Below are 25,623 nucleotides of genomic sequence, written 5' to 3' on the forward strand. Positions count from 1 at the left end.
CCTCAGTCTGCCGCGATCCGCGCCGTGAACAGCTGACGCACCCCCGGCTCGGCACGCAACAGGCCCAGCGCCAACTCCGCGTGCCCCGGCACGTACCCGTTGCCCACCAGCATCGTCACGTCCGCGGCCAACCCCTCCGCGCCCAACGCCGCCGCGGAGAAGCTCGTCGCCATCGAGAAAAAGATCACCGTGCCGCCGTCCGCGGTGGCCAACACCGCCCCGTGCTCACACCCCGGCACGTCCACGCACACCACCGTCACGTCCGCCGGGGCCCCCAGCGCGGTGGTCACCGCCGTGGACAACCCCACCGGGTCCCGCGCGTCGGCCAACGCCACCACCGACGCCAGGCCAACCGCCGTCAGCGCGTCGCGCTCCGCCGCCACCGGCACCACCCCGACGGTACGCGCGGCGCCCGCACGTCGCGCCGCCGCCAGCGACAGCGACCCGCTCTTACCGGCCCCGCCGATCACCGCGACCCGCACCGGCGTCGGGTCACCACTGCGCCGACGCTCCTCGACATAACGCGACACCACCCGCGCGGTCAACGCGGGCGCCCCGCACACGTCGAGCACCGCCAGGGACAACTGCGGGTCCACGTCGTCGGGCAGCACCGCGGCGATGGACCGCGCGAACAGGATCGCCCACCCGTCACAGGGCACCTGCTCGCTGCGCCCGTCCCACCGGGCCAGCCCATCGGTGATCACCAGCGGGGTCAACGTCAACGACACAAGCGTGGCCACCAGCTGGCCCGCCCTCAGCCCGAGCGGGGAGCGCCGACCCGCCTCCTCGACCGTGCCGATCAACATCCCACCCGACCCGGTCACCGGGTTCTGCATCTTCCCCCGCGTGGAAATGATCTCCAGCACCTCGGCGCGCACCGCGGCACCGTTGCCACTGTGCTTCTCCGACAACTGCCGGAAGCTCGCCGCGTCCAGGTTGAGCCGCCGCACCCGGATCCGCACCTCGTTCGGCGCGATCGCCGCCGACGTGTCCAGCCGCCAAGCCGCCTGCGGCAGCACCCCCGCCGGTTGTACGACGCGGTGCAGTCCCACCGGTGACGTCACGCCGACCTCCCCTGCCCAGCCGCCCGAAGCCCCGGTCAAGGCTCGCGTAACGGGAAAACTTACGGCAGACTAGTTTCTGTACCGAATATTTTCCAGTAGCCTTCGGGCCCGTCGATCAACAGCACCACCGAGGAGGGGCCGTGACCCAGACCATCCCGCACCCCCGTCACGACCCGGTCGCCACACCGACCACCGGGCAGCCCTACGAATACCACCGCCGCCCCCTGGTCGAACCCGACTGGACCCGCTTCCCCGGCTGGCGACACATCACCCGCGACCAGTGGGAATCCGCCCAGTGGCAACGCGTCAACTGCGTCAAGAACATCAAGCAGCTCCGCGCCGTCTTCGGCGACCTCATCGACGACACCTTCTACGCCGACCTCGAGGCCGACCAGTTGGCCCTGGCCACCATGTCCATGCTGGTGCCACCACAAATGATCAACACGATGGTGCCGTTCGCGACCCCCACCACCGAGGCGCTGCTCGCCGACCCCATCCGCCGCTACATGATCCCGGTCGCCTCCGACCGCCGCACCGACTGGCCCTCACACCCCTACGCCAGCCGCGACAGCCTCCACGAGCACGACATGTGGGTCGCCGAAGGCCTCACCCACCGCTACCCCACGAAGGTCCTCGCCGAACTGCTCTCCACCTGCCCGCAATACTGCGGGCACTGCACCCGCATGGACCTCGTCGGCAACTCCACCCCCGCCGTCGACAAACTCAAACTCACCCTCAAGCCCGTCGACCGCTACGACGCCCACATCGCCTACCTCAAGGCCCACCCCGGCGTCCGCGACGTCGTCGTCTCCGGCGGAGACGTCGCCAACGTCCCCTGGCGCAACCTCGAGTCCTACCTCATGCGACTCCTGGAACTCGAAACCGTCCGCGACATCCGGCTCGCCACCAAGGCCCTCATGGGCCTCCCCCAACACTGGCTGCAGCCCGACGTCGTCCAGGGCCTCGAACGCGTCGCCCGCACCGCCGCCCGCCGCGGCGTCAACCTCGCCATCCACACCCACGTCAACCACGCCCAGTCGCTCACCCCACTGGTCGCCAAAGCCGCCCAGACCGCCCTCGACGTCGGCGTCCGCGACGTCCGCAACCAGGGCGTGCTCATGCGCGGCGTCAACGCCACCACCCCCGAGCTGCTCGACCTCTGCTTCGCCCTGCAGGGCGAAGCCGGGATCCTGCCGTACTACTTCTACATGTGCGACATGATCCCCAACGCCGAACACTGGCGCGTCCCCGTCTGGCACGCCCAACAACTCCAGCACGACATCATGGGCTACCTCCCCGGCTACGCCACCCCCCGCATCGTCTGCGACGTCCCCTTCGTCGGCAAACGCTGGGTGCACATGCTCACCGACTACGACCGCGAACGCGGCATCTCCTACTGGACCAAGAACTACCGCACCTCCATCGAGTCCGCCGACCTGGAGGCGCTCAACAAGCGCTACGCCTACTACGACCCGATCGACACCCTCCCCGCCGACGGCCAGCAGTGGTGGACCGACCACCGCGACGACTGACCCACCGACGACGACACCCCCGGGGAGACCACTCCCGGGGGTGTCGCGCACTCCCTGGTCAGGCGCAGCCCAGACCCTGCGAATAGCTGGCCCGCAACGTCCCGGCCGCGATCTCGTCGGCGTACTCCCAGAACACCTCCGGCCAGTCGCCGGCCTTGTCCATGTCCCGCAGCACCCGCCACCCGTGACTGCCCCGCAACGCGTCGGCGGCCCGCCGCACCCCGGCCTCGTCCCCGCTCGACCTCGCCCGCTGCCACTCCGCGATCCACCCGCAACCCACCCGCGACGTCACAGCCGCACCGAAGTGGTAGGGATCGTTGATGCCGACATCAACCAGGGTCGCGACGTCGAAACCCGGCGGGAGCGGCACATCCGCGAGCACCTCGCCCGCCCGCGCCAACGCCCGCTCGGGAATGACGATCTCCGGCGGAAGCGCGCCCAACCACGTACGCGCATCCGCCCGGACCACGCTGGCGAGGACCCGGACGAAATCCTTCCGAGACCAGTCACCCCCGGTCTGCAACTCGACAAAGACCCCGTCACGGGGACGGAGCAACACCTCGAAGTCGCTGGCGGAATACTCGAACTGGTCACCCGGCCAGCCATCGACCTGCACAGCCTTCGGACGACTGTCGTGGAGCCGGTCGGCGTAACGGTCGGCGTAACCGTCAGCCGGATACCAGTCGAACTCCAACTCGCGTCCACCGTTGCGAAAAGTGATGGTGCCCGCCTCCTGGGTGAACCCGGACACGTTGGTCGCCTTCCAGCCGGGCCCGTTGATCAGCAGCCGCGGATTCTTCTCCGCAGCCCGCATCGCCACCGGCGAGTAGACGACCGGAGCACCGGCGCTGGGAGCGGAAGCCACCTCCCCGACCTCTGCGGGCTCGCCCGGCAGAACAGAGACAGCCAGGACGCCGGCAAGGACCACGACCACCGCCGCCACGCCAGCGAAGCGACGCACTCTCGGTTGCCGTCGGGGTGGTTCCACGAACCGACCGAGCGTCGACTCGGACATGATCTCCCCCAGGAGGGTCTGCTTCACCCCGTCAAGCTGCCCGACGAGGTCCAGCCGAGCGGGATCGGCCTCTCGAACCAGCCGGTCACAATGTTCCTCGGTCATCTCTGCTCCTTCCGGGTCGCTGCGGCCAGCACGTCAAGTACATGTCCAGGCGGCCCGAGGTCGTCACCGACCATCTCCCGCAGCCTGGCTCGCGCACGCGACAGCCGTGTCCGCACCACGGCGGGACCAACCCCGAGGACCGCGGCCACCTCGCGCGGCGGCAAGCCCTCCCACACGGTGAGCATCAACACCTCACGGTCCAGCTCACCCAGACCCGCCAACGCCGCCCGGACAGTGAGCCGCTCGGGCACCTCACTGCCCGGATCGGCGGCGACCGCGACGGCGATCTGCTCACGCAGCCGTTCACCCAGCCGCTGGCGGCGAACCCCACCCCGGTGATGATTGGCCAACACCCGCCGGGCCACCCCGTACAGCCAGAGCCGAGCCTCATCGTCGACCGGAATGTCATGCCTGCGCCGCCATGCGACCAGAAAGGTCTCCGCGACGACGTCGGCCGCGTCCTCGGGATGCGCGACACGCCTCAGCGCGTACGCCAACAGCGGCTCGAAGTGCTCAAGGTAGACGCGCCGGAAGCGGTCCTCGTAGTACTCAATGCCGGAGCTCACATCCACTCCATGTCCGGTAGGACCCCAACCGTGACAGCCGTCGCTCTACCCGACGCCCTCACCAACAACGGAGCGCTCCTCGCCGTCGGCTACCTCATCGTCGTCGCCGTACACCTCACTCTGTTCCTGCACTCCGACGCCCGCCGCGGCGCACTCCGACTCGCTCCCGACAACCTCGGCGCCGCACCCCTCGTCCTGGACCGGCGTTCCCGACGCCTTCCACCTGCGCCCCGCCCATTTCGTCGCCACCCAACCCGCCACCGCGGCCCTGGCCGCGTCCGCGCCCGCCGCTCGCAACGCCTACTACGACCCGATCGACACCCTCCCCGCCGACGGCCAGCAGTGGTGGAACGACCACCGCGACGACTGACCCGCTCCCCGGGCCGGCACCCGGGGAGCGCGGCGGAGATCAGCCACGGATCCCGGCGAGGATGACACCGGCGAGCTTGCCGATCACGTGCGCGCTCCTCGACGGCGGCAACCGCCGTAACGACGCGATGGCCACCAGAGCGGCCCGTACGTCGTCGGCGTCCACACCCTCGCGAAGCACACCCGCCGCCCGCGCACGGGCGACCAGCACGTTCAACCCCTGCGCGTGGTCTCGGCGCTCCTCCTGAAAAGCGGCCCCCACCTCGCCGGACCCCAACAGCGCCTCGTTGAGCGCCCGGTCGTGGACCTGCCGATCGGCGAAATCCAGAACCACCCCGGACAATGCCCGCCACGGGTCCGGATCGTCCAACGCGGCACGCATCCGCACACCACACCCCGCCACCTGTTCAGCGAGAACCGCGGCGACCAACTCGGTACGGGTCGGAAAATGCCGGTACAGGGTTGCCACGCCCACCCCGGCCCGCCGGGCCACCTCACGCATGGGCGCCTCCAGCCCCACCGCCGCGAACGTCTCCCGCGCCGCCACCACGACCCGCGCACGGTTGGAGCGAGCATCGGCACGCTGGTTCTGAGACATCTTCCACCAGCCCCCTCTCACTTCACCGCACAGCGGAACGGCTGCTCCGTTTCCGACCTACGGTACGGCTACCACCACGTCCACCACGGCAGAGGAGCCACCGATGTTCGCAGTACGGTTCGACAGGTTCGGCGGCCCCGAGGTCCTCCACCTCACCACCGCCGACGCTCCCCGGCCAGGACCCGGCCAGATCCGGATACGTGTCCACGCCGCCGGCATCTCGCCGGTCGACCTCGGCCTCCGATCCGGCCGCACCCCGATGAGCGCCCGCCTGCCCCTGCCACACATCCCCGGCGTCGACGCGGCAGGCGTCGTCGACGACATCGGCCCCGACGTCGACGACGTCGCCATCGGCGACCACGTCTTCGGCGTCGTCAACCTGGCACAACTCGGCGGCGCGAGCGCCCAGTACGCGCTACTCCACCTCTGGGCACACAAGCCCGCCACCATGCCCTGGACCCAGGCGGGCGCCGCGGGCACCAGCATCGAGACCGCCACCCGCGCCCTCGACCTCCTCCGCCTCGAACCAGGCATGACGCTCCTCGTCGACGGCGCCGCAGGCGGCGTCGGCAGCATCGCCGTCGAACTCGCCACCGCTCGCGGCATCCGCGTCATCGGCACCGCCCGCGCCGACAACCACGACCTCCTGCACCAGCTCGCCGCGACACCTGTCCCCTACGGACCCGGCCTCGCGGACCGACTCAACGCCCTGAGCATCACCCGGATCGACCGCGCGCTCGACGTCGCCGGAGCCGGCTCCCTGCCAGAACTGATCGACCTGACCGGCGACCCGACGGCGGTGGTTACCCTGGCCGACTTCACCGCCCCCACGCACGGCGTCCGCCTGTCCATGGGGCAACTGGCCGGCGAGCCCGACGGCCGCCACGGACTACCCGCCGCAGCCCAACTGTTCACCGAGGGCCGGTTCACCGTGCCGATCGAGGCCGCCTTCCCCCTGGAAAAGGCGGCCGACGCCCACGAGACGGCCGAGCACGGCTCCCGCCGCGGCAAGATCGTGCTGACCGTCGACGACACGAACGAGGTCTGACCCCAGGTCAGCCCAACACCTCGGACAACGGCGCCGGCTTCAGCCCCCGCTCGCGTAGCCCTTCCAGGATGTGCGGCAACGCCTCGTCGGTCATCGCGGCGTTCGCCTCGGTCACGTGCATGATCACCACCGAGCCGGGGCGGACGTGGTCCAACACCGCCCGCACCAGCGGTTTCCACGCGGTCGCAAAGGGATCACCGCTGACCACGTCACCGTCGACGACAGTCACACCCAGCGGCGCCAGGGCGTCAAGCGTCGCCGCGTCGTGGCAGAGCCCCGGAAAGCGGAAGTACCGGGTCTGCCGACCCCCGTACGGCTTGATCACCTCGAACGTCTTCGCCACGTCCCCGGCCAACTCGTCCACCGGCAGCGAGGGCAGGTCGTAGCAGTCCCCGGTGAACGCCGCGTGCCCGTAGGTGTGGTTGGCCAACTCGAACCGCGGGTTGCCGGCGATCCGCCGGGTCACGTCCGGATACCGCTGCACCCACTTGCCGGTCAGGAAGAACGTGGCCGCCACCTCCTCCCGCTCCAGCAGGTCGAGGATGCGCAGGTTGGCGTACGACTTCACCCGACCGGCACGCAGACTGGCCAGCATCCCGTCGGTCATGTCCGCGTCGAAGGTCAACGCGACCTTGTTCCCGGTCCGCGGGCCGTGATCGACCACCCGCGCCCGCGTGCCCGCCCGCGTGCCCGCCCGCGCCGCCCCCGGGACCGTCGACGCCCTCGGCGCCGCGGTGGCGCCGACCGACGGGGCGGCCGCGGTGGCGCCGACCGACGGGGCGGCCGTGGTGGCGGACGATCCAACGAAGGCCGGCCCGTCCGGCGACGACGCCCGGGTAGTCGCGCACGCCGCGCCGCCGAGCACAGCCACCGCCACCAGGACGCCGCACAGGAAACGAAGCCGAGGTCGATTCACGCCGCCGATCATCGCAGAAGCGAAGAACGCTCACCGTCCCGCGAGCCGGCCCGTTGACCGTCGAAGCTTTCGGTCGTCGAGATGCGCGCAATGCCCCCTAGGTCGCCACAGTAAGCGGGAGATCGCGGAAAGAGGGTCGCCGGGACCTCACCCGGAGGCGCCACGCGGGGCGTACATGATGACCGCGACGCCCAGCAGGCACAGCGCCGCGCCGGTCAGGTCCCACCGATCCGGGCGGAAGCCGTCGACGAGCATCGCCCAGCCCAACGAGCCGGCCACGAACACCCCGCCGTACGCGGCCAGGATCCGGCCGAAGTTCGCGTCCGGCTGGAACGTGGCGACGAAGCCGTAACAGCCCAGCGCCACCACGCCCGCGGCGATCCACCACAGCCCACGCTGCTCCCGCCAGCCCTGCCAGACCAGCCAGGCGCCGCCGATCTCGGCCACCGCGGCCAGCACGAACAACACCAGAGAACGAAGCACCGTCACCGCACGACCGTAGCCGCAGCGCACGACGGGTCCCCGGGCGACGGTGCGCCCGGGGACCCGTGGACCGCTCAGGTCACTTCGTGAAGGAGTCCTTCACGTTGCGACCGGCGTCCTTGACGTTCTGACCGGCCTGCTTGGCGCGCGCGTCGCTCTCCTGGCTGGCGCCCTCGCCACGCATCCGCTCGTTGTCGGTCATGTCGCCGACGCGCTCACGTGCGGCGCCGGCCATCTGCTCGACCTTGTTTCGTGCCTTCTCGGTGAAGCTCATCGCGCCTCCTCGGTCTGGCGATCGGTCCCCGCACGCTTGCCCGGTCTCCGGGTGCCGAAACCGGTGGTGCCGGTCGGCACACCCGCTAAGGCATCCTAGGAAGATAGGTTGAGGGAGGGTGGCCCGCCGGGAGTTGGCCCGATGGTTAACTGGCCCCATGGGAGAGCTCCTGCTGATCCGGCACGGCGAGACCACCTGGAGCGCCAGCCTCCGGCACACCTCGTACACCGACCTCGAGCTGACCCCCGACGGCGAACGACAGGCCCGCACCCTCGCGGCGTTCCTCGCCGGCCGGCGGTTCGCGACCGTGCTGTCCAGCCCCCGCTCCCGGGCGCTGCGCACCGCGCAGCTTGCCGGGCTCACCGTCGACGGGGTCGACGAGGACCTCAGCGAGTGGAACTACGGCGAGTACGAGGGCCGCACGACCGTCGACATCCACGCCGACCAGCCGCACTGGAACATCTGGACCGACGGCTGCCCCGGCGGAGAGTCACCCGCGCAGGTCGGCGAACGGCTCGACCGGGTGCTGGAGCGGGTCACCCCACTGCTCGACCGGGGCACCGTCGCGCTTGTCGGCCACGCGCACAGTCTGCGCGTGCTCGGTGCCCGCTGGATCGGCCTGCCCCCGTCCGCCGGCGGACGACTGCGCCTGGACACCGCCACGGTCAGCGCGCTCGGTCACGAGCACGGCCGGCAGGTCATCCTGCGGTGGAACCAGCCGGCTCCTCCGGCGCCCGGGACCGCGACCGACTCGGTGCCGCCGCGCTGATCTTCGGAGGCCGATTCTCGTACGGGGTGGACAGCACCACTGTCGTCCGGGTCGTCACGTTCGCCGAGGTGCGAATCTCCTGCAGCACCCGCTCCAGGTCGGTGGGGCCGGCCACCCGCACCAACAACAGGTAGAAGTCCTCCCCCGCCACCGAGTAGCAGGAGTCGATCTCGGGCAGGTGCGCCAGCCGCTCCGGCGCGTCGTCCGGCTGTGACGGGTCGAACGGGCGGATCGCCACGAACGCGGTCAGCGGCAGGTCCAGCGCCTCGAACGACACCCGCGCGGCGTACCCCTTGATCACCCCGCGCTGCTCCAGCCGGCGCACCCGCTGGTGCACGGCGGACACCGACAACCCCACCTTCTCGGCCAGGTCGGTGTACGACAATCGGCCGTCGGCGGTCAGCGCGGCGACGATAGCGCGGTCGATCTCCTCCACGGCGTGCAACCTACCGGGAAAACCGCCCGACGGCGACGAGGTACCCGCCGGGACGGCCGCGACGGGTTCACCGCGGCCGCCCCGGCACCGCTCGTCGGCCTGCTCAGCCCTTCGCCAGCGACCGGGCGATCACCATTCGCTGGATCTGGTTGGTGCCCTCCACGATCTGCAACACCTTGGCCTCGCGCATGTACCGCTCCACCGGATGATCGGCCACGTAGCCGGCGCCGCCGAGCACCTGCACCGCGTCGGTGGTCACCCGCATCGCCATGTCGGTGGCGAAGAGCTTCGCCTTGGCCGCCTCGATCGCGTACGGGCGGCCGGCGTCGCGCAGCCGGGCCGCGGCGAGGGTCAACGCGCGGGCGGCGGAGATCTGGGTGGCCGCGTCCGCGAGGAGGAAACCGAGCCCCTGGAAGTCGATGATGGACCTGCCGAACTGCTGCCGCTCCCGGGCGTAGGACACCGCGTAGTCCAGGGCGGCCTGGGCCAGCCCCACCGCGCAGGCGGCGATGCCGAGGCGACCCGAGTCCAGTGCGGACATGGCGATGGTGAAGCCGGCGCCCTCGTCGCCGATCAGCCGGTCCACCGGCACCCGCGCCTCGTCGAAGACGATCTGCGCCACCGGCGAGGCGCGCAGACCCATCGTCCGCTCCGCCGCCTGCGGGTTGATGCCGACCGTGCCCGCGTCGGCGAGCAGGCAGGAGATCCCCTTCGGCCCGGGACCGCCGGTGCGGCAGAAGATGTTGTAGAAGTCGGCGGTCCCCGCGTGGGTGATCCACGCCTTGGTGCCGGACACCGCGTACGCGTCCCCGTCCCGAACCGCCCGGGTGCTCAGCGCGGCCGCGTCCGAGCCACCCTGCGGCTCGGAGAGGCAGTACGCGCCCAGCAGCTCGCCGCCGATCAGGTCCGGCAGCAGCTTGCGCTGCTCATCGCTGCCGAACGCGAACAGCGGGTAGCAGGACAGGGTGTGCACGCTGACCGCCTCGGCCACCGCGAGCCAGCGACTGGCCAAGATCTCCAACACCTGCAGGTACACCTCGTAGGGCTGGGCCGCGCCGCCGTACTCCTCGGGGTAGGGCAGGCCGAGCAGGCCGGCGCGGCCGAGGGTCCGGAGCACGCCGCGGGGGAATTCGGCGCGCTCCTCGAAGGCGGCGGCGTTCGGGGCGAGCTCGCGATCGGCGAGCTCGGTGGCGAGGCCCAGCAGGTCGTGGGCCTCGTCGGTGGGGAGGATCCGGTCGACAGTCATAGCGCGATGAGCTCCGTGGGGTGGTGGTGAGCCGTTGCGCAAGCTTAACGGTCGTTTGGGTAAACCCCCATATTGGTACCGCTACCGGGGAAATCCACAGATGTTGATTGACGCGGACAGTTAACACTCTTTAAGATTTGGCTGCCTCGAGGCCCACCCGTTCCTGCGTCCCGCACCGCCCGCCCGCGACAACCCGCGCGGGCGGGTGTCGTCCCCCGCCCACGGGAAGGCCCCCGATGTCCTCACCACTGCGCCGCGTCCTCGCCGCCGGCCTCCTCGCGCTGGCCACCGCCGGCGCCACCCTCACCGTCACCTCCACCGCCGCGCAGGCCGTGGTGCTGCCGAACAACTTCAAGAGCGTCGGCTACATGCCCTCCTGGGCCGGCAACATCAACACGATCCAGTACAACAAGCTCACCCACATCAACTACGCCTTCATCCTGCCCAACAGCGACGGCAGCCTGCAGGGGGTCGACGGGGCTCGACTCTCCTCGCTGGTCTCGCAGGGCCACGCCAACAACGTCAAGGTCTCGATCGCGGTCGGCGGCTGGAACGACGGCAACGACTCGGCCTTCGAAGCCCTGGCGGCGAACTCCGGCAGCCGGACCACCTTCGTCAACAACCTGGTCAACTTCGTCAACCAGTACAACCTCGACGGCGTCGACATGGACTGGGAGTACCCCGACCCCGGCGCCTCGGCCAACAACTACACGGCGCTCATGACGCAGCTCGGCGGCGCCCTGCACAGCCGCGGCAAGCTGCTCACCGCCGCCGTGGTCTCCGAGGGCGGCAGCGTCCAGGGCGTCCAGACCGCCGTCTTCAACCAGGTCGACTGGCTCAACATCATGGCGTACGACGGCGGCAGCCCCCACGCCAACTACGACTGGTCGATCAACAGCATCAACCTGTGGAAGGCCCGCGGTCTGCCGGCCAGCAAGGCGGTGCTCGGCATCCCGTTCTACAGCCGCCCGGTCTACTACAACTACTCGTACATCGTCGGCCTGGACCCCGCGAACGCCAACCGGGACTGCGCCACCATCGGCGGGTCGCAGCAGTGCTGGAACGGCATCCCGACGGTCAAGCGCAAGACGCAGTGGGCGTTGGCCAACGCCGGCGGCGTGATGAACTGGGAGCTGAGCCAGGACACCAGCGGATCGACCTCACTGCTCAGCGCCATGTACGACACCATCATGGGCGGCACCACCCCGCCGCCGACCGGTCGCACCGGCCGGATCACCGGCCTCGGCGGCAAGTGCGTCGACGTGGCGGCGGCCAGCACCGCCAACGGCGCCGCCATCCAGCTCTACGGCTGCAACGGCACCAACGCCCAGACCTGGACGGTGGCCGGCGACAGCACGCTGCGGGCCCTCGGCAAGTGCGCCGACATCGCCAGCGGCTCCACCGCCAACGGCGCGAAGGTCCAGCTCTGGGAGTGCAACGGCAGCGGCGCCCAGGTGTGGCAGGCGCAGTCCAACGGCACGTTGCGCAACCCGCAGTCGAACAAGTGCCTGGACGTCACGGACAACAGCTCCGCCGACGGCACCCGGCTGCAGATCTGGGAATGCTTCGCCGGCGCCAACCAGCGCTGGACGCTCCCCGCCTGACGGGTGCGAGGTCCCCGGTTGACGCCAGGCGTCAGCCGGGGACAGCCGCGTGCTCGCGGGCCAGGGTGAGCATCTCCTGCACCGAGCCGGCCGGATCGGTGACCGGGAACTGCACGGCGCGCACCACCGCCGACGGGTCGACGAGCAGCGTCAGTCGCTTGAACCGGGTCACCCCGCCGGCCCGGAAGACCGGCAGCAGCAGCCCGGCGGCCAACCGGCCGTCCTCGTCGGACAGCAGCGGAAACGGCAACCCGGCGTACGCGGCGAAGTCGGCGAGCTGATCCGGACGCTGGGTGCTGATCCCGTGCACCCGTACCCCGGCGGCCTCGAAGTCCGGGTGACGCTTGGCGTACGTGCGCGACTCCAGGGTGCAGCCCCGGGCGCCGGGGATCTCCGCCCAGCCCGGCGGATAGCCGGGCGTCCCCGGCGCGTACGCCCCGGGGAAGAGGTAGAGGACCGCCCAGCTGTCCATCGACGCCAACGCGACCGGCCGACCGTCGGGACCGGGCAGGACGACCTCGGGCAGTCGCCGCCCGACCAGGTGATGAGCCCGGCGCGCCTCGGCGGAGTCGGCGTCGGCCGTCGCGGTCAGGTCACCGTCACCCATGAGATGCCTCGTCCCCCAGTCCTGTAGGGCGATCAGCGCCGGCAACAGCCCCTCGCCCCGCGTGGTCAGCAGGTAGTCGTACCGGGGTGGGTGTCGCGAGTAGGACCGGCGTTCCAGCACCCCGTGCTCGACCAGGGCGGCGAGGCGTTCGGTAAGCGCCCGCCGGCTGACACCCAGCTCGCGCTGCAGCGCGTCGAAGCGGGTCGTCCCCCCGGCGACGTCGCGCACGATGAGGAACGTCCACCAATCCCCCAGTACGCCGAGCGCCTGCGCGATGCCGCAGTCCGCATCGGCGAGATCCTCTCGCCGCACCCGTTACCTCCGTCGGTCCCACCCGACTATAGTGCGTTCCAGATTGGAACGCTTCAGTCCGACGAACGGGGGCCGACGACATGCGCGTCGACGATCGGGCCGGAGCCTTCTGGCGCTGGTGGACCGCCGGTACGACGAGCATGGTCGGATCGGCGGTCGGCGCGGTGGCCGGCCTGCTCGGCGCCCGCGCCACCCTGTTCGTCTTCGCGGCGACCCTGGTGTGCGCGCCGCTGGTGCTGCTGCTCTCCCCCGTCCGCCACCTGCGCGACCTCACCGACCACGACGATCCGCGCCCGGTCGCGCCGCCCGTCACCGCCGGCAGGCGGTGACGGCGCCCCCGGAAGGGCCCAGCCGGCCGCCGCGAGCCGTGTCGCTGCGGATCACCCGGCGCGCGACGACGCCATCCGCAGCGCGGTCGTGTCGTCCGGTGGGCCGAGCACGATCCACGAGCCGTCCACGAAGAGCAGGGCGAGACGCCCGATCATGCCGCCGGGCAGCGCGTCGAGGCGGACCAACGACTCCGCGCCCACCTGCCAGGCCACCTCCAGTGGCGCGTCGCGATCCACCGGGCCGGGCCCCTGCCAGGCCGCCCGCACCTGACTGGCCGCCGCCGACAGGCGATCCCGTAGGCCACCACCGGCGGGTGGCGGCGTCGTGACCTGCCGCGCGCGGTGGCGGCGCAGCACCAACACCCGGCGGTTCGTCAACGCCAGCACCCGCACCACGCTCGGCTCGGGCAGTTGCTCGTCCAGCCCGACCCCCACCGAACCCGGCGGACCGCCGAGCACCCCGTTGCGGGCCGCCTCGTACCACTCCACGCCCGGCCCGGTGGAGGCGGTCACCCCGACGGCATCGCCGGCCAGCCCCTCCGCCACCCGCAGCGGGTTGAACTCGGCACGGAACACCTCCCCCGCCGAGCGGCGGCCCGGGACGCGGGCGACCCAGCACGCGTCCCGCAGGGTCTCGCCCGGGGCCAACACGGCCTCCACCTGGCTGAGCAGCTTCGCTCGGCGCGCTGCCGGCTCGTCCATCGACCCTCCCCGCGTCACGGCGCCCGGTCGGCTGCCGGCTCCGTCCTGGTGCGGCTGCGCGACGAGCGTACCGACGCCGGCTGCCCCGACGCGACGGCGCGGCCGGGCCGCCCACAGGCAGTGTGATTTTCCGTTCGTACGGGCGGACGGGGCCATAGCCTGGATCCGGGCAGGCCCGCGCGGGCGTCGCCGACCGGGAGGATCACGTGGCACCGAACCAGGAGGACCGGGCGGCGACCCGCCGACGCCGGCAACTGTGGGCGGGGGTGCTCGCGCTCGTCGGCCTGATCCTGCTGATCATCGGTGTCACAGTGGCCGACGGTGTCGCGGCCTGGCTCGAGGTGCTGGTCGCGATCCTGCTGCTGGTGACCAGTTACGTCGTGCAGCACCTGGCCCGGCGGACGACCGTCTACCGGCACGACGAGCGACGCTGACACCGCCGACGGCCGGGGGTACCCCGGAACGTCGGAGGCTTGTGCCAGGCTGTCCGGCGTGGCACACCGACCTCCGATCCTGCTGATCGACGCAGCCAGCCTCTACTTCCGGGCCTACTTCGGCATCCCGGAGTCCGCCGCCCGCACCGAGGACGGCACCCCGGTCAACGCGGTGCGCGGCTTCCTCGACATGCTGGCCACCCTCATCCGCGGACGCGGCGCCGACCGGATGGTCTGCGCCCTGGACCACGACTGGCGGCCCGCCTGGCGGGTCGAGCTGTTGCCGTCCTACAAGGCACACCGGGTCGCCCCGCAGGGCGGCGAGATCGTCCCGGACACCCTCTCCCCGCAGGTGCCGATGATCCTGGAGGTGCTGGCCGCGGTCGGCATCACCGCCGTCGGCGCGACCGGCTACGAGGCCGACGACGTGCTCGGCACGCTCTCGGTCACCCAGCCGGGCCCGGTCGAGGTGGTCTCCGGCGACCGGGACCTGTTCCAGCTCATCGACGATGCCCGGCCGGTCCGGCTGCTCTACGTCGGGCGCGGCGTCGCCAAGCTCGACGACTGCGACGACGCCGCGGTGCGGGCCCGCTACGGCGTGCCGGCCGACCGGTACGCCGACTTCGCCGCGCTGCGCGGCGACCCCAGCGACGGGCTGCCCGGGGTGGCCGGCGTCGGTGAGAAGACCGCCGCCCGGCTGATCGAGCGGTACGGCAGCATCGCCGGCATCCTCGCCGCGCTCGACGACTCCGACTCGTCCTTCGCACCGGGCCTGCGCACCAAGCTGGCCGCGGCACGTGACTACCTGGCCGTCGCGCCCACGGTGGTTCGGGTCGCGCTGGACGTGCCGCTGCCGGAGCTGTCCACCGCGCTACCGACCGCGCCCGCCGATCCGGACCTGCTGCTCGAGCTTGCCGGCCGCTGGAACCTGGCCGGCTCCACCCGCCGCCTGGTGGACGCCCTCGCCGCCCGCGCCGCCGCCTGACCGTCGAGGCGGCCGCGCCCGACCGCCCAGGCCGACCACTGACCGCCCAGGCCGACCACCGACCGCCGGGGCCCGACGCCCGACCAGCACAGCCGGCCGCCGAGGCGGCCGCGCCGACCGCTGGCGTGGCCGCGGTTGTTCGGCGACGTCGCGGCCGCTCGGCCTCAGGCGCGCAGGCCCGCCGCCAGGTCGCCGACCGCCCCCATGGCGTACCGCTGCATGCCCGGGCCGAAGGTGATGCGTGTCGCGCCCTGCCGGCCCAGCTCGACCACGGACTCCCAGTCCGGGACGGCGGCCATGTTGATCGGCCCGGCGATGCCCTCACGCAGCACCGGCAGCACCGCCAGCGGCGCCAGGATCGGGTAGACGCAGTCGGCGCCGGCCGCCACGTAGAGGCGTGCCCGTGCCACCGCGTCGGCCGGGTCGCCCGTCCCGACCAGGAACGTGTCGACGCGCGCGTTGATGACGAGGGCGTCGCCCGCCTCCGCCCGGACCTCGGCCAGCCAGTCGGCGTGTTGCCGCGGATCCTTCAGCGCGCCGTGGCCGTCCGAGTCCTCCAGGTTGCAGCCGACGACACCGGCGTCCAGGAGCCGACCGACCAGCTCAGCGGGGGCGAGGCCGTAACCGCCCTCCACGTCGGCGGACACCGGAACGGACACGGCGCGGACGATCCGCGCCACCGCCGCGAACATCTCGTCGGCCGGTGTCGCGCCGTCCTCATACCCGAGCGAGGCGGCGACCCCCGCGCTCGGCGTCGCCAGCGCCGGGAACCCGGCGTCGGCGAACACCCGGGCGCTGCCGGCGTCCCACGGCCCGGGCAGGACGAGCGGGTCGCCGGCGGCGCGGCCGTGGTGCAGGGCGCGGAAGGTGGCGACTGTCATCGTTCGGCTCCCCAGGGATGCGCAGGTCAGGCTTGCCGAACTTTACTTGACCTTGCGGGTCGACCGGACCACGATGCCCTCGTACTCCGGGTGCTTGACCAGCCAGTCGGCGAGGAACGGACAGATGGGCACGACGGTCCGCTTCCTGGCCCGCGCGTCGTCCATCACCGCGCGAGCCAGGGTCGAGCCGACTCCCCTGCCCTCGAACGCCGGGTCGACCTCGGTGTGGGTGTAGGCGATGATGCCGCCGGTCAACTGGTAGGTGACAAACCCGGCTATCGTCCCCGCCTCGTCGCGCGCCTCGAATCGCTCCCGCTCCGGCGCGTCTGTCACGGTGATCTGCATCCGATCATCCAACCACCCGCCGCGCCCCGCTGACCGCGCGGCCGCGTTCGGGTGACGCCGCGCGCATTGTCCCGGCGGTAACGGGAAACGCAGCGCCGTCGGTCGAGACCCGGGAGGAGGCGTGCCAGATGACGACCCCGTCGACAGACCTCGGCTTCGCCGTCGTGGAGATGTTCACCTCGCAGGGCTGCTCGAGCTGCCCTCCCGCCGAGGAGGTGCTGACCGAGATCGAGCACGATGCCCGGGATCGGGGGCAGCGGGTCTTCGCCCTCGGATTCCACGTCGACTACTGGGACGATCTGGGCTGGCCCGACCGCTTCGCCGACGCGGCGTACACCGCGCGGCAGGAGGCGTACGCCCGCGCCTTCGGCACCGGGCGTCTGTACACACCGCAGATGGTCGTCAACGGCGCCGTCGAGTTCGTCGGATCCGACCGGCGGCGCGCGGCTGGCGCGATCGCCGCCGCCCTGACCTCGAGCGCCACCACACCCGTCACGCTCCAGGCAGCGGACCTGGGCGGGCAGCGGATGGCGGTGGACTACCAGAGCGCGCCGCCACCGGACGGCGCGGTGCTGCACGTGGCGGTCGTGGCCCGTGGGCTGGACACCGAGATCGCCCGGGGGGAGAACGCCGGACGGACGCTACGGCAGGACAACGTCGTGCGCGCCTTCACGTCGGTGGGCCTGCGCGCCGAGCGGGGACGGGTGGAGCTGGCGACACCACCCGATCTCGATCCGCACGGCGCCACGGTGATCGGGTACGTGCAGGAGGGCGGTAACCGGGCCGTCCTCGGCGCCACCGCCATCGACCTGCCCACCGCGTAATCTCGGCACATGCTGATCGTGTGTGGTGCGGGGGGCCTCGGTGGCTGACGCCGACGACGTACGCCGGGTGGCGCTGGCCCTGCCGCACACGGTGGAGATCCCCAGTGACGGCTTCGACTTCCGGGTGGCCGACAGGGGCTTCATCTGGTCCTATCCGGAGCGAGTCCCCGGAAAGCCCCGGGTGATCCGACTCGACATCGCCGTGCTGTTCGTCGGCGACGAGGCCGAGAAGCAGGCGCTCCTGCTCGGCGAGCCCGATCTCTTCTTCACCACGCCCGGCTACGCCGGCCTGCCCCTGGTGCTGGTACGGCTGACGGCGGTCGATCTCGATCGGCTCGGTGAGCTGGTGACCGACGCGTGGCGGATGCGCGCGCCCGAGACGCTCCTGGGCGACCTCGACGACGCCACTGTGCCGGTGGTAGCGACGGACGCGGGCGCTGGCAGTTAGCGACATCAGCACGCAACGCGTGTGACACATTGACGGGGATCTCGGTGCTCCACTACCGTTGCCGTGAGAGCGCTCTCTCGCCCGACCTTCTCCCTAATTCAGACGCAACGCGTCGGACGCGGCACCTGCCGCACCCCGGCGCGCGATGGAGGCACCATGACACCTCCCGTCCCCCACCGCCGCTGGGCCCTGGCCGCCGCGACCGCCCTGGCCCTTGTCGTCGGCGGTCTCGCGATCCCCGTCACCCGCGCCGCCGAGGCCGCACCCGTCGGCGCCGGCAGCTACACCACCACAGCGGTCGGCCCGCTCCCCAGCGGCTGCGGCGCGATGTCCAGCAACCCCCGGCAGTTCGCCACCGCCAACGCGCCCACCGGGCCGATACCCACGAACGACTGGTGGTCCTCGCTGCTGTGGAAGCGCACCGACTGCTCCTTCAGCGAACCACTGCACGCCCACCCGATCTCGTACGACACCTTCACCGACGGCCTGGGCTTCTCCGCCAACTCCACACCCGCCATCAGCGGCACCGCGACCGGCGTCGGTGAGTTCCACTACCCCTACGTGCAGGACATCCGGGTCGGCGTGGCCGGGCTCGGCGCACCCCAGGTAAAGGTGGACGGCTGGACCGACTGGACGGTCAGCCCACACTGGAGCGACGGCACCCGCACGATGCGCGCCACCATCGGCCACGGGCTGCCCTTCGCGTACTTCCAGACCACCGGCGGCGACGCGGTGATCGGCACCGCCGGCACCCCCGACGTGTGGTCCGCCAGCGGCGCCACCATCGGCTTCCGGGTCAACGGTCACGACTACGTCGGATACGCGCCCAGCGGCGCCACCTGGACCGTCGCCGGCGGCCGGATCTCGTCCACCCTCGCCGGCCGGGGCTACTTCTCCGTCGCCCTGCTGCCGCCGACGTCCAGCGCGACCGAGCGCGCCGACCTGGCCGCGACCTACGGCCGGTACGCGCACGCCCACGTGACCGGCACCCAGGTGTCGTACGCGTACAACCCGGCGACCAGCGGCCTGACCACCACGTACGCGTTCACCACGACCGCCCGGGAGGGCTCCGCCACGCAGACCGTGGTCAGCCTCTACCCGCACCAGTGGAAGTCGCTGAGCGGGTCCACCGCCATCACTCCGACCTACTCGTCGGCGCGCGGCCGGATGAAGGTGCTCACCGGCGTCAACCAGTTCCGCACCGCCATGAGGTTCCAGGGCGTCGTGCCGGAGTTGCCGGCCGTCGGCGACGGCAGCGGAAGCGACCTGGCCACCCTCACCAGCCAACTGACGGCCGTCCGTGCGAACCCGATGGACCAGCGCGGCAACGACACCTACTGGACCGGCAAGGGGCTCGGCCGGGCCGCCCGCATCGCCGAGATCGCCGACCTGGTCAACGACACCACGACGCGCGACAGCGCGCTGAACGCCATCCGCAGCACGCTCACCGACTGGTTCACCGCGTCCAGCGGCAAGACCAGCCGGGTCTTCTACTACGACAACAACTGGGGCACCCTGATCGGCTACCCGGCGTCGTACGGCTCCGACCAGGAGCTCAACGACCACCACTTCCACTACGGCTACTTCATCGCGGCCGCCGCCACGCTTGCCAAGTTCGACCCGACGTGGGCCACCGCCGGCCGCTACGGCGGCATGGTGGACCTGCTGATCCGCGATGCCAACAACTACCAGCGCGGCGACACCCGCTTCCCCTACCTGCGGGACTTCGACATCTACGCCGGCCACGACTGGGCGTCCGGGCACGGCTCCTTCGGCTCGGGCAACAACCAGGAGTCCTCGTCCGAGGGGATGAACTTCGCCAACGCCCTGATCCAGTGGGGGCAGGTCACCGGCGACGCCGCCGTCCGTGACGCCGGCGTCTTCCTCTACACCACCCAGGCCGCCGCCATCCAGGAGTACTGGTTCGACGTCAGCGACCAGAACTTCCCCGCCGCCTTCGGGCACTCCACGGTCGGCATGGTCTGGGGCGACGGCGGCGCGTACGCCACCTGGTTCAGCGGCGAGCCGGAGATGATCCAGGGCATCAACCTGCTGCCGGTCACCGGCGGTCACCTCTACCTGGGCAACAACCCGGCGTACGTACGGACCAACTACACCGAGCTGGTCCGCAACAACGGCGGGCAACCCACGGTGTGGCAGGACATCCTCTGGCAGTTCCAGGCCCTCGGCGACCCCGACGCGGCGCTGGCGAACCTCCGCGCGAACCCCGGCTACACCCCGGAGGAGGGCGAGAGCCGGGCACACACCTTCCACTGGATCCGCAACCTCGCGGCGCTGGGCAGTGTCGACACCACCGTCACCGGCAATTACCCACTGTCGGCGGTGTTCTCCCGCAACGGCGCGCGGACCTACGTGGCGTCGAACCCGACCGCCGCGCCGATCACCGTGACGTTCTCCAACGGCACCAGTCTCACCGTGGCGGCCGGCAAGACGGCGACCACCGGGGCGTACACCTTCAGTGGTGGCAACGCGTCCGGCGGGGTGCCGCCGGGCTCGACGCCGACGACGGCCCCACCGACGACCCGGCCACCGACCACGGCACCGCCGACGACGGCCCCACCGACCACCTCGCCACCCACGACGGGCAGTCCCACCCGGTATCTGCTGCCGGGGGGCGGGTTGGGCGCCGCCGGCAGCGCGGCCACGACGACTGTCGTGGCCGCCAACGGAAACCACGACGGTACGCCCACGAACGCGCAGGTCTTCACGGCGACCGGCCTGAACCTCGCCTACTCCGGCGGGCAGACCGCGTTCGACCTGTTCGTGGATGCCGGGACGGCGGTCGGCAACGGGGTGCAGGTACGGATCTCCTACGACCTCACCGGCAACGGCAGTTGGGACCGGGTGGAGACGCTGCGCTACTTCGCCACCGACCCGGTGTCCGGCTACGAGCACTACACCCAGAACGCCGGCCTGGCCTCGGCCACCGGCACGTTGGGCACGTTGAGCAACGGCACGGTCCGGGTGGAGATCTGGTCGGCGATCGGCAACAACCCCAGCACGGTGGGCATCGGCAACCAGTCGGTGCTGCGGCTGCCGTACTCCTGATCTGCTCGCGCACGACGATCGGCCGGTGCGCGGGACCGGGAATGGTCCCGCACACCGGCCGACGGGGACGGGTCGGTCAGTCGTGCTCGATCAGGAGGCGGTGCAGGTGGGCGTGAGGCCAGCCCCGCTGCCGGTGCCCTGGAAGCCGAACTCGGTGACCTGGCCGGCGGCGAGCCGGCCGTTGTAGTTGACGTTCGTGAACCGGACCGTGCCGGTGGAGCCACTGGCCGTCGCACTCCAGGTGTTCGTGACACTCGCGCCACCGGGAAGCGTGACGCTGACGTTCCACCCGTTCGTGCCGGCCGAGCCGGCGGTGACCTTCACGCTGGCCACGAAGCCACCGTTCCACGAGTTCAGTGACACCGACGCCGTGCAACCCTCCGGGCCCGGCGGAGGCGTCGTGGGCGGCGGGGTGGTGGGCGGAGGCGTGGTGGGCGGCGGGCTCGTCGGCCCAGGCGTCGTCGGCCCCGGGGTCGTCGGCGACGGGGTGATGGCCGGGCCGGCGTTGAGGGCGTTCAGGACGCTCGTGTACGCGGCCTTCTTGTTACCGTTGCACTCGAAGAGCAGGGCGTTGTCCGACCCACGCCACGAGTCACAGTCACGCACACCCCACGTGGTGATGCCGGTGCAGCGCGAGACGTTCATGCACGCGCGGGTGACCCCGGCGAAGATGTTCGCCTGGTTGCCGCCGCCCATCACGTCCAGCTCGGTGATCTGCACGTCCACGCCGAGATCGGCGAAACGCTGCAGGTTGGCCTGGTAGTCACTGGACAACGAGGTGCCCAGGTGCGACTGGAAACCCACACAGTCGATCGGCACGCCACGGGACTTGAAGTCCCGCACCATGTTGTAGATCCCCGTCGACTTCGCGTTGATACCGTCGGTGTTGTAGTCGTTGTAACACAACTTCGCACCCGGATCCGCCACCCGCGCCGCCCGGAACGCCGCCTCGATCCAGTCGTTGCCGGTGCGCTGCAGGTTCGAGTCACGCCGCCCACCACTGTTACCGTCGGCGAACGCCTCGTTCACCACGTCCCACGCGTAGATCTTCCCCTTGAAGTGGGTCGCCACCTGGGTGACGTGGTTGATCATCGCGCTGCGCAACGCACTGCCCGACATGTTCTGCGCCCAACCGGGCTCCTGCTGGTACCACAGCAGCGCGTGGCCCCGCACACTCATGCCGTTGGCCTGCGCGTGCGCGACCAGCCGGTCACCACCCGTGTAGTTGAACCGACCCTGCTGCGGCTCGGTCGCGTCCCACTTCATGTCGTTCTCGGCCACGACACTGTTGAACTCGCGGTTCAGGATCGTCACGTACGCGTTGTCGGAGAGCTTCTGCCCCGCGACGGCCGCACCGAAGTAACGGCCCTTCTCGGCGGCCGACGCCTTCAGGGTCGTACCGGCACTGGCCGTGGAGGTCAGCGTCATCGTCATTCCGGCGGCGAGTGCGCCGGTGGCAGCGACGGTCACCGCCAATCGCAGGACTCTCTTGTGATTCATGCGAATTCCTTGTCTGTGGTGGTTCGGTGATGGAGGTGCAGCGCCCGAATCTGCTCCTGCGAAGCCGGTGATATCGGCACCGGCGATGTCGACGCCGATGCCAGTGCCGCCGCGGGGTCGGCTCACGGTGGCGGAACCCTGACGACCGAAAGCCCAGTCGCCAGCACGGCACCGGTGGTGGGAGACCCCGACACGACGTCCGGCATGCCCTGGGCGGACGTCACGCTCCGAGGTGCGGCCAACAGGTTCGCCCGGTGAACCACAGGTGCGGCCGCCCTCAACCATCGACTGTGAGCGATAACATGCCGTTCGTCAAGTCGTAACGATCCGCCACCGGGAGGCGGGCTGTTCCGGTCGTGGCGCCGAGGGCCCGGCGCTGCCGGAGCCGTTCGCGGACGGCTCCGGCAGCACACGTCACTGGAACGAGGCGTCGTCGACGAGGAGGCTGTCGGTGCCCGCCGCCGTCTCGACGTAGAAGGTGGCGTTGGACAGCGTGCCGCTCCACGACACGGTCGTCGTGCCGGTGAGCAGGGTCCAGCCGTTGACGTTCACCCCCACGGCCGGGGTGAGCTGGACGTAGTTCGTGGTGCCGTTCGCGGTCAGCGACAGGGTGGCCTTGGCCGACGGCGTGCCGCTCTGCGCCCGTACCCAGACGTTCGTGGTGTAGCTCTTGCCGTTGGTGAGCTTCGAGGTCACGTCCTGACCGGGGCCGTTCCACGCCCCGGTCCGGCCGGTGATCGACAGCGACCCGCCGCCGCCGTGGGCGACGGCGGTGTTCCGGGAGAGCGTTCCGCTGCCGTGCACACCCCAGCCCGTCGTGCCGTTCTCCACGTCACCGTTGGTGAGCACGGTGCCGCTGCCGCCGGTGCCGTCGAACTGCCACCAGTTGATGTTCAACAGGTTGCCGCTGCCGCCGGCGAAGCGGAGGTACAGGTCGTGGGTGCCGGTGGCGCCGTTGACCGCGCAGGTGGTGCTGGTCCAGGCCTGCCAGCCGCCGGTGCCGCCCACGGTGCAGGTGCCGACGACCGGGCCGGTGGCACTGTCGAGGCGGACCTCGATGCGCCCACCGCTGGTGCCCGAGGCGACCCGGGCCGTGAACGACGTCGCCCCCGCGCCGAACGCGACGCCCTTGACCTTGACGTAGTCGCCGTTCTCGATCCACCCGACGTTCATACCGCCCTCGCTGGACACCTCGGTCTCGATCCCCTGGCCCCACGCGATCGTCTCGGCCTCCTGGCGCACGTACGGGTTGAGCGTCCCCACCTGCGGCGCCCCCGTCGTGCTCATCGTGATCGTCGGGAACATCCCGGCGGAGGTGTAGGAGAACTTCTCCACAGCCACCGACCTGGTGTAGCCACTACCACCGGGCAACGCCCCGTTGTGATAGAAGAAGTACGACCCGCCGTTGAAGTCGACGACCCCGGCGTGATTGGTGAAACTCGCACCCTGCCGCGGCATGATCGTCCCGCGGTACGTCCACGGCCCGGTCGGACCGGGAGCCGTCGAGTACGCGATGAACTCCGAACAACACTCCGCCGCGAACACGTTGTAGTACAACCCGTTGCGCTTGAACACCCACGGCCCCTCCTCGTACAGGGTCGGCCGGGACGCGTTCCCCGTCCGGGTGCCGAAACCCGCGGTCGTCAACGGAATCCGCGTCGCGCTGCCCGAGTAGGAGATCATGTCCGCGTTCAACCGCACGTACCACAGGCCCGGATTACCCCAGTACAGGTACGCCTGCCCGTCATCGTCGATGAACACATTCGGATCGATCTCGTTGTTGCCCACCAACGGCCGGCCGAGCGCGTCGCGGAACGGCCCGGTCGGGGAGTCCGCCACGCCGACCCCGATGACCATCTGCCCGTTCGAGCGCTGCCGCACCGGCACGTACCAGTAGAACTTCCCGTTGCGCGCGACCACGTGACCCGCCCACGCGTTGGCATCCGCCCACGCGAACGTCGCCAGACTCATCGGCGACCCGTGGTCGGTCCAGTTCACCATGTCCGCCGACGAGAACACCCGCCAGTCACGCATGGTGAAGTACGTCGAACCGTCCTCGTCATGGCCCGTGTACAGGTACACCCGACCGTTGTGCACCATCGGCGCCGGATCAGCGGTGTACACGTGCTGGACGATCGGATTGTCCGCCTTCGCGGCACTGGCGGGGACCAGTGCGACGACGCAGACGAGGCTCGCCAGCCAGGCGATGGCGCGCCTGAGCCTGCGGGTGGTGGGGGTGGTGGTTCGAGTTCTCACCTTCACGATTACTCCCAGAGAGAGTGCGCTGTGCGCGAGGTCCGCGTCGAGTCGACGAGTCACCGCCACCCGGGTTGCCTGTGGAAGGGCTGCACCGTGCGCGTACGAAGGAGCACGGGCGGCAACCGTGTTAGCGCTAACAGGTCTTCGTCGATGCCCTGCTCGGCAGGTGACCTGGACTTTTGGGGCGATGCGGAGGGCCCGTCGTAACGACCTCGCCGCGAGGATGTAGCGACGACGACATCCAAGATTTACGATGCAAGGTACTGAGCTGTGCGGCCGACGTCAACGGGGCGACGATCGACCCTCGACGATGACTGCCCGTTACGCGCTGTTATCTTGTGGTGGCCAGAAGCCCCATCCGCGTCCATTCCGGACCATCGGCGTTCCATTCGACCGCCGCCGACCAGGGGTCACGGCGTGCTGCCGCCGGATCGACGCGCCAGGGCGATCGGCGAGGCGCACTCGGGGGTTGCGGGCGTGTTAACGACCAACTATGTTAGCGATCACATCGATGTGCCGCGATTGGCCTCCGGGCAGCCCGTCGCGACCACGGCGACAACCGATCCACAATCACCACAACAGTCGTGCGTGTTTCCGCTGACGACCCGCCGCCATCGATGCGCCGCCAACCAGCCGGCCCCCGACCACCGCTCGGGCGGCCACACCACCCGTCCCGCGCCTCGGAAAGGTCGCCTACCGTGCCGCTGACTCGACGCACGTTCGCCCAGAGCGCGCGGTCCACCGCTGCCACCGCCAGCAGCGCACCGAGCCCTCCGAGCGCCGTCGTCGCCGCGCCGGCGACCGCCAGCACCGACGCGCACCGCGGCACCTCGAGCGCCGCCGACCGCCAGCACGCCACCCCGTAGCGCACCCGTCCCCCCGTACCGAATTTCCTGGAGGTTC

Annotated in this window: 26 protein-coding genes; 11 read left to right on the top strand and 15 right to left on the bottom strand. The window is 70.9% G+C overall.

Annotated features, from left to right (window positions below; all coding sequences use genetic code 11):
* Positions 1–2: 2 nt before the first annotated feature.
* Entirely contained in the window at positions 3–1,052 is a 1,050-nt protein-coding gene (locus tag ACLQ29_RS28120; protein WP_425774484.1) for a zinc-binding alcohol dehydrogenase, read from the bottom strand.
* Positions 1,053–1,204: 152 nt separating this feature from the next.
* Between ACLQ29_RS28120 and ACLQ29_RS28125 the strand changes: the two genes are divergently transcribed.
* On the top strand, positions 1,205–2,596 hold the full coding sequence (locus ACLQ29_RS28125) for a KamA family radical SAM protein (RefSeq protein ID WP_425774441.1): 1,392 nt from the start codon (positions 1,205–1,207) through the stop codon (positions 2,594–2,596).
* Positions 2,597–2,654: 58 nt separating this feature from the next.
* Here the strand turns inward: ACLQ29_RS28125 and ACLQ29_RS28130 are convergent, their stop codons facing one another.
* The 3 genes from ACLQ29_RS28130 to ACLQ29_RS28140 form a co-directional block, all read right to left on the bottom strand.
* A complete protein-coding gene (locus tag ACLQ29_RS28130) occupies positions 2,655–3,716 on the bottom strand; it encodes a hypothetical protein (RefSeq protein ID WP_425774442.1) in 1,062 nt (353 codons plus the stop codon).
* Entirely contained in the window at positions 3,713–4,282 is a 570-nt protein-coding gene (locus ACLQ29_RS28135) for an RNA polymerase sigma factor (protein ID WP_425774443.1), read from the bottom strand. Before ACLQ29_RS28135 ends, ACLQ29_RS28130 begins: the two co-directional genes overlap by 4 nt.
* A gap of 409 nt (positions 4,283–4,691) precedes the next feature.
* Positions 4,692–5,249, bottom strand: a complete 558-nt coding sequence (locus ACLQ29_RS28140; protein WP_425774444.1) for a TetR/AcrR family transcriptional regulator — start codon at positions 5,247–5,249, stop codon at positions 4,692–4,694.
* Between the two features lie 103 nt (positions 5,250–5,352).
* Here ACLQ29_RS28140 and ACLQ29_RS28145 point away from each other — a divergent pair, with 103 nt between their 5' ends.
* Positions 5,353–6,297: an NADP-dependent oxidoreductase gene (locus ACLQ29_RS28145; protein WP_425774445.1), complete on the top strand. Its 945-nt coding sequence runs from the start codon at positions 5,353–5,355 to the stop codon at positions 6,295–6,297.
* A 7-nt stretch (positions 6,298–6,304) separates the two neighbouring features.
* Here ACLQ29_RS28145 and ACLQ29_RS28150 read toward each other — a convergent pair whose 3' ends face one another.
* The 3 genes from ACLQ29_RS28150 to ACLQ29_RS28160 form a co-directional block, all read right to left on the bottom strand.
* Positions 6,305–7,213, bottom strand: a complete 909-nt coding sequence (locus tag ACLQ29_RS28150) for a polysaccharide deacetylase family protein (protein ID WP_425774446.1) — start codon at positions 7,211–7,213, stop codon at positions 6,305–6,307.
* Positions 7,214–7,360: 147 nt separating this feature from the next.
* Entirely contained in the window at positions 7,361–7,702 is a 342-nt protein-coding gene (locus ACLQ29_RS28155) for a YnfA family protein (protein WP_393374541.1), read from the bottom strand.
* A 73-nt stretch (positions 7,703–7,775) separates the two neighbouring features.
* Positions 7,776–7,970, bottom strand: a complete 195-nt coding sequence (locus ACLQ29_RS28160) for a CsbD family protein (protein ID WP_393374539.1) — start codon at positions 7,968–7,970, stop codon at positions 7,776–7,778.
* A 157-nt stretch (positions 7,971–8,127) separates the two neighbouring features.
* Here ACLQ29_RS28160 and ACLQ29_RS28165 point away from each other — a divergent pair, with 157 nt between their 5' ends.
* Positions 8,128–8,739 (top strand): histidine phosphatase family protein, encoded by a 612-nt coding sequence (locus tag ACLQ29_RS28165; protein ID WP_393374537.1) that lies wholly within the window; start codon positions 8,128–8,130, stop codon positions 8,737–8,739.
* Here ACLQ29_RS28165 and ACLQ29_RS28170 read toward each other — a convergent pair.
* Positions 8,669–9,175, bottom strand: coding sequence for an Lrp/AsnC family transcriptional regulator (locus ACLQ29_RS28170; protein ID WP_425756531.1), 507 nt, complete (start codon positions 9,173–9,175; stop codon positions 8,669–8,671). The two genes, ACLQ29_RS28165 and ACLQ29_RS28170, sit on opposite strands and share 71 nt — an antisense overlap.
* Before the next feature lie 103 nt (positions 9,176–9,278).
* Positions 9,279–10,421 (bottom strand): acyl-CoA dehydrogenase family protein, encoded by a 1,143-nt coding sequence (locus ACLQ29_RS28175; protein WP_425774447.1) that lies wholly within the window; start codon positions 10,419–10,421, stop codon positions 9,279–9,281.
* A gap of 236 nt (positions 10,422–10,657) precedes the next feature.
* Here ACLQ29_RS28175 and ACLQ29_RS28180 point away from each other — a divergent pair, with 236 nt between their 5' ends.
* Positions 10,658–12,025 (top strand): glycosyl hydrolase family 18 protein, encoded by a 1,368-nt coding sequence (locus tag ACLQ29_RS28180; RefSeq protein WP_425774448.1) that lies wholly within the window; start codon positions 10,658–10,660, stop codon positions 12,023–12,025.
* A gap of 31 nt (positions 12,026–12,056) precedes the next feature.
* On the opposite strand, the gene ACLQ29_RS28185 is transcribed toward ACLQ29_RS28180, so the two are convergent.
* Complete coding sequence (locus tag ACLQ29_RS28185; RefSeq protein WP_425774449.1) at positions 12,057–12,944, bottom strand: winged helix-turn-helix transcriptional regulator; 888 nt, start codon at positions 12,942–12,944, stop codon at positions 12,057–12,059.
* An 80-nt stretch (positions 12,945–13,024) separates the two neighbouring features.
* On the opposite strand from ACLQ29_RS28185, the gene ACLQ29_RS28190 reads away from it, so the two are divergent.
* Complete coding sequence (locus tag ACLQ29_RS28190; RefSeq protein WP_425774450.1) at positions 13,025–13,273, top strand: hypothetical protein; 249 nt, start codon at positions 13,025–13,027, stop codon at positions 13,271–13,273.
* Between the two features lie 51 nt (positions 13,274–13,324).
* On the opposite strand, the gene ACLQ29_RS28195 is transcribed toward ACLQ29_RS28190, so the two are convergent.
* A complete protein-coding gene (locus ACLQ29_RS28195) occupies positions 13,325–13,975 on the bottom strand; it encodes a hypothetical protein (RefSeq protein WP_425774451.1) in 651 nt (216 codons plus the stop codon).
* A gap of 206 nt (positions 13,976–14,181) precedes the next feature.
* Here ACLQ29_RS28195 and ACLQ29_RS28200 point away from each other — a divergent pair, with 206 nt between their 5' ends.
* The gene (locus tag ACLQ29_RS28200) at positions 14,182–14,409 is read left to right on the top strand and encodes a hypothetical protein (RefSeq protein WP_425774452.1); all 228 of its coding nucleotides are present in this window, start codon (positions 14,182–14,184) and stop codon (positions 14,407–14,409) included.
* Between the two features lie 58 nt (positions 14,410–14,467).
* A complete protein-coding gene (locus ACLQ29_RS28205) occupies positions 14,468–15,394 on the top strand; it encodes a 5'-3' exonuclease (RefSeq protein WP_425774453.1) in 927 nt (308 codons plus the stop codon).
* A gap of 164 nt (positions 15,395–15,558) precedes the next feature.
* On the opposite strand, the gene ACLQ29_RS28210 is transcribed toward ACLQ29_RS28205, so the two are convergent.
* Positions 15,559–16,275: an isocitrate lyase/PEP mutase family protein gene (locus ACLQ29_RS28210; protein WP_425774454.1), complete on the bottom strand. Its 717-nt coding sequence runs from the start codon at positions 16,273–16,275 to the stop codon at positions 15,559–15,561.
* 42 nt (positions 16,276–16,317) lie between these two features.
* Positions 16,318–16,632 carry a GNAT family N-acetyltransferase gene (locus ACLQ29_RS28215; RefSeq protein WP_425774455.1) on the bottom strand — a complete coding sequence of 105 codons (315 nt, stop codon included), beginning with the start codon at positions 16,630–16,632 and terminating at the stop codon, positions 16,318–16,320.
* A 116-nt stretch (positions 16,633–16,748) separates the two neighbouring features.
* On the opposite strand from ACLQ29_RS28215, the gene ACLQ29_RS28220 reads away from it, so the two are divergent.
* The 3 genes from ACLQ29_RS28220 (at position 16,749) to ACLQ29_RS28230 (ending at position 20,961) form a co-directional block, all read left to right on the top strand.
* Positions 16,749–17,444: a DUF1223 domain-containing protein gene (locus tag ACLQ29_RS28220; protein WP_425774456.1), complete on the top strand. Its 696-nt coding sequence runs from the start codon at positions 16,749–16,751 to the stop codon at positions 17,442–17,444.
* 40 nt (positions 17,445–17,484) lie between these two features.
* On the top strand, positions 17,485–17,892 hold the full coding sequence (locus tag ACLQ29_RS28225; RefSeq protein ID WP_425774457.1) for an MmcQ/YjbR family DNA-binding protein: 408 nt from the start codon (positions 17,485–17,487) through the stop codon (positions 17,890–17,892).
* A 156-nt stretch (positions 17,893–18,048) separates the two neighbouring features.
* Positions 18,049–20,961, top strand: a complete 2,913-nt coding sequence (locus ACLQ29_RS28230; protein WP_425774458.1) for a glycosyl hydrolase — start codon at positions 18,049–18,051, stop codon at positions 20,959–20,961.
* A gap of 90 nt (positions 20,962–21,051) precedes the next feature.
* Here the strand turns inward: ACLQ29_RS28230 and ACLQ29_RS28235 are convergent, their stop codons facing one another.
* Both ACLQ29_RS28235 and ACLQ29_RS28240 read right to left on the bottom strand, forming a co-directional pair.
* Positions 21,052–22,461: an endo-1,4-beta-xylanase gene (locus tag ACLQ29_RS28235; RefSeq protein WP_425774459.1), complete on the bottom strand. Its 1,410-nt coding sequence runs from the start codon at positions 22,459–22,461 to the stop codon at positions 21,052–21,054.
* 414 nt (positions 22,462–22,875) lie between these two features.
* Positions 22,876–24,717: a family 43 glycosylhydrolase gene (locus ACLQ29_RS28240; RefSeq protein WP_425774485.1), complete on the bottom strand. Its 1,842-nt coding sequence runs from the start codon at positions 24,715–24,717 to the stop codon at positions 22,876–22,878.
* A 701-nt stretch (positions 24,718–25,418) separates the two neighbouring features.
* On the opposite strand from ACLQ29_RS28240, the gene ACLQ29_RS28245 reads away from it, so the two are divergent.
* Complete coding sequence (locus tag ACLQ29_RS28245) at positions 25,419–25,586, top strand: hypothetical protein (RefSeq protein ID WP_425774460.1); 168 nt, start codon at positions 25,419–25,421, stop codon at positions 25,584–25,586.
* Positions 25,587–25,623: the final 37 nt, after the last annotated feature.

Source organism: Micromonospora sp. DT228 (genome assembly GCF_049841595.1).
Lineage (GTDB): Bacteria > Actinomycetota > Actinomycetes > Mycobacteriales > Micromonosporaceae > Micromonospora.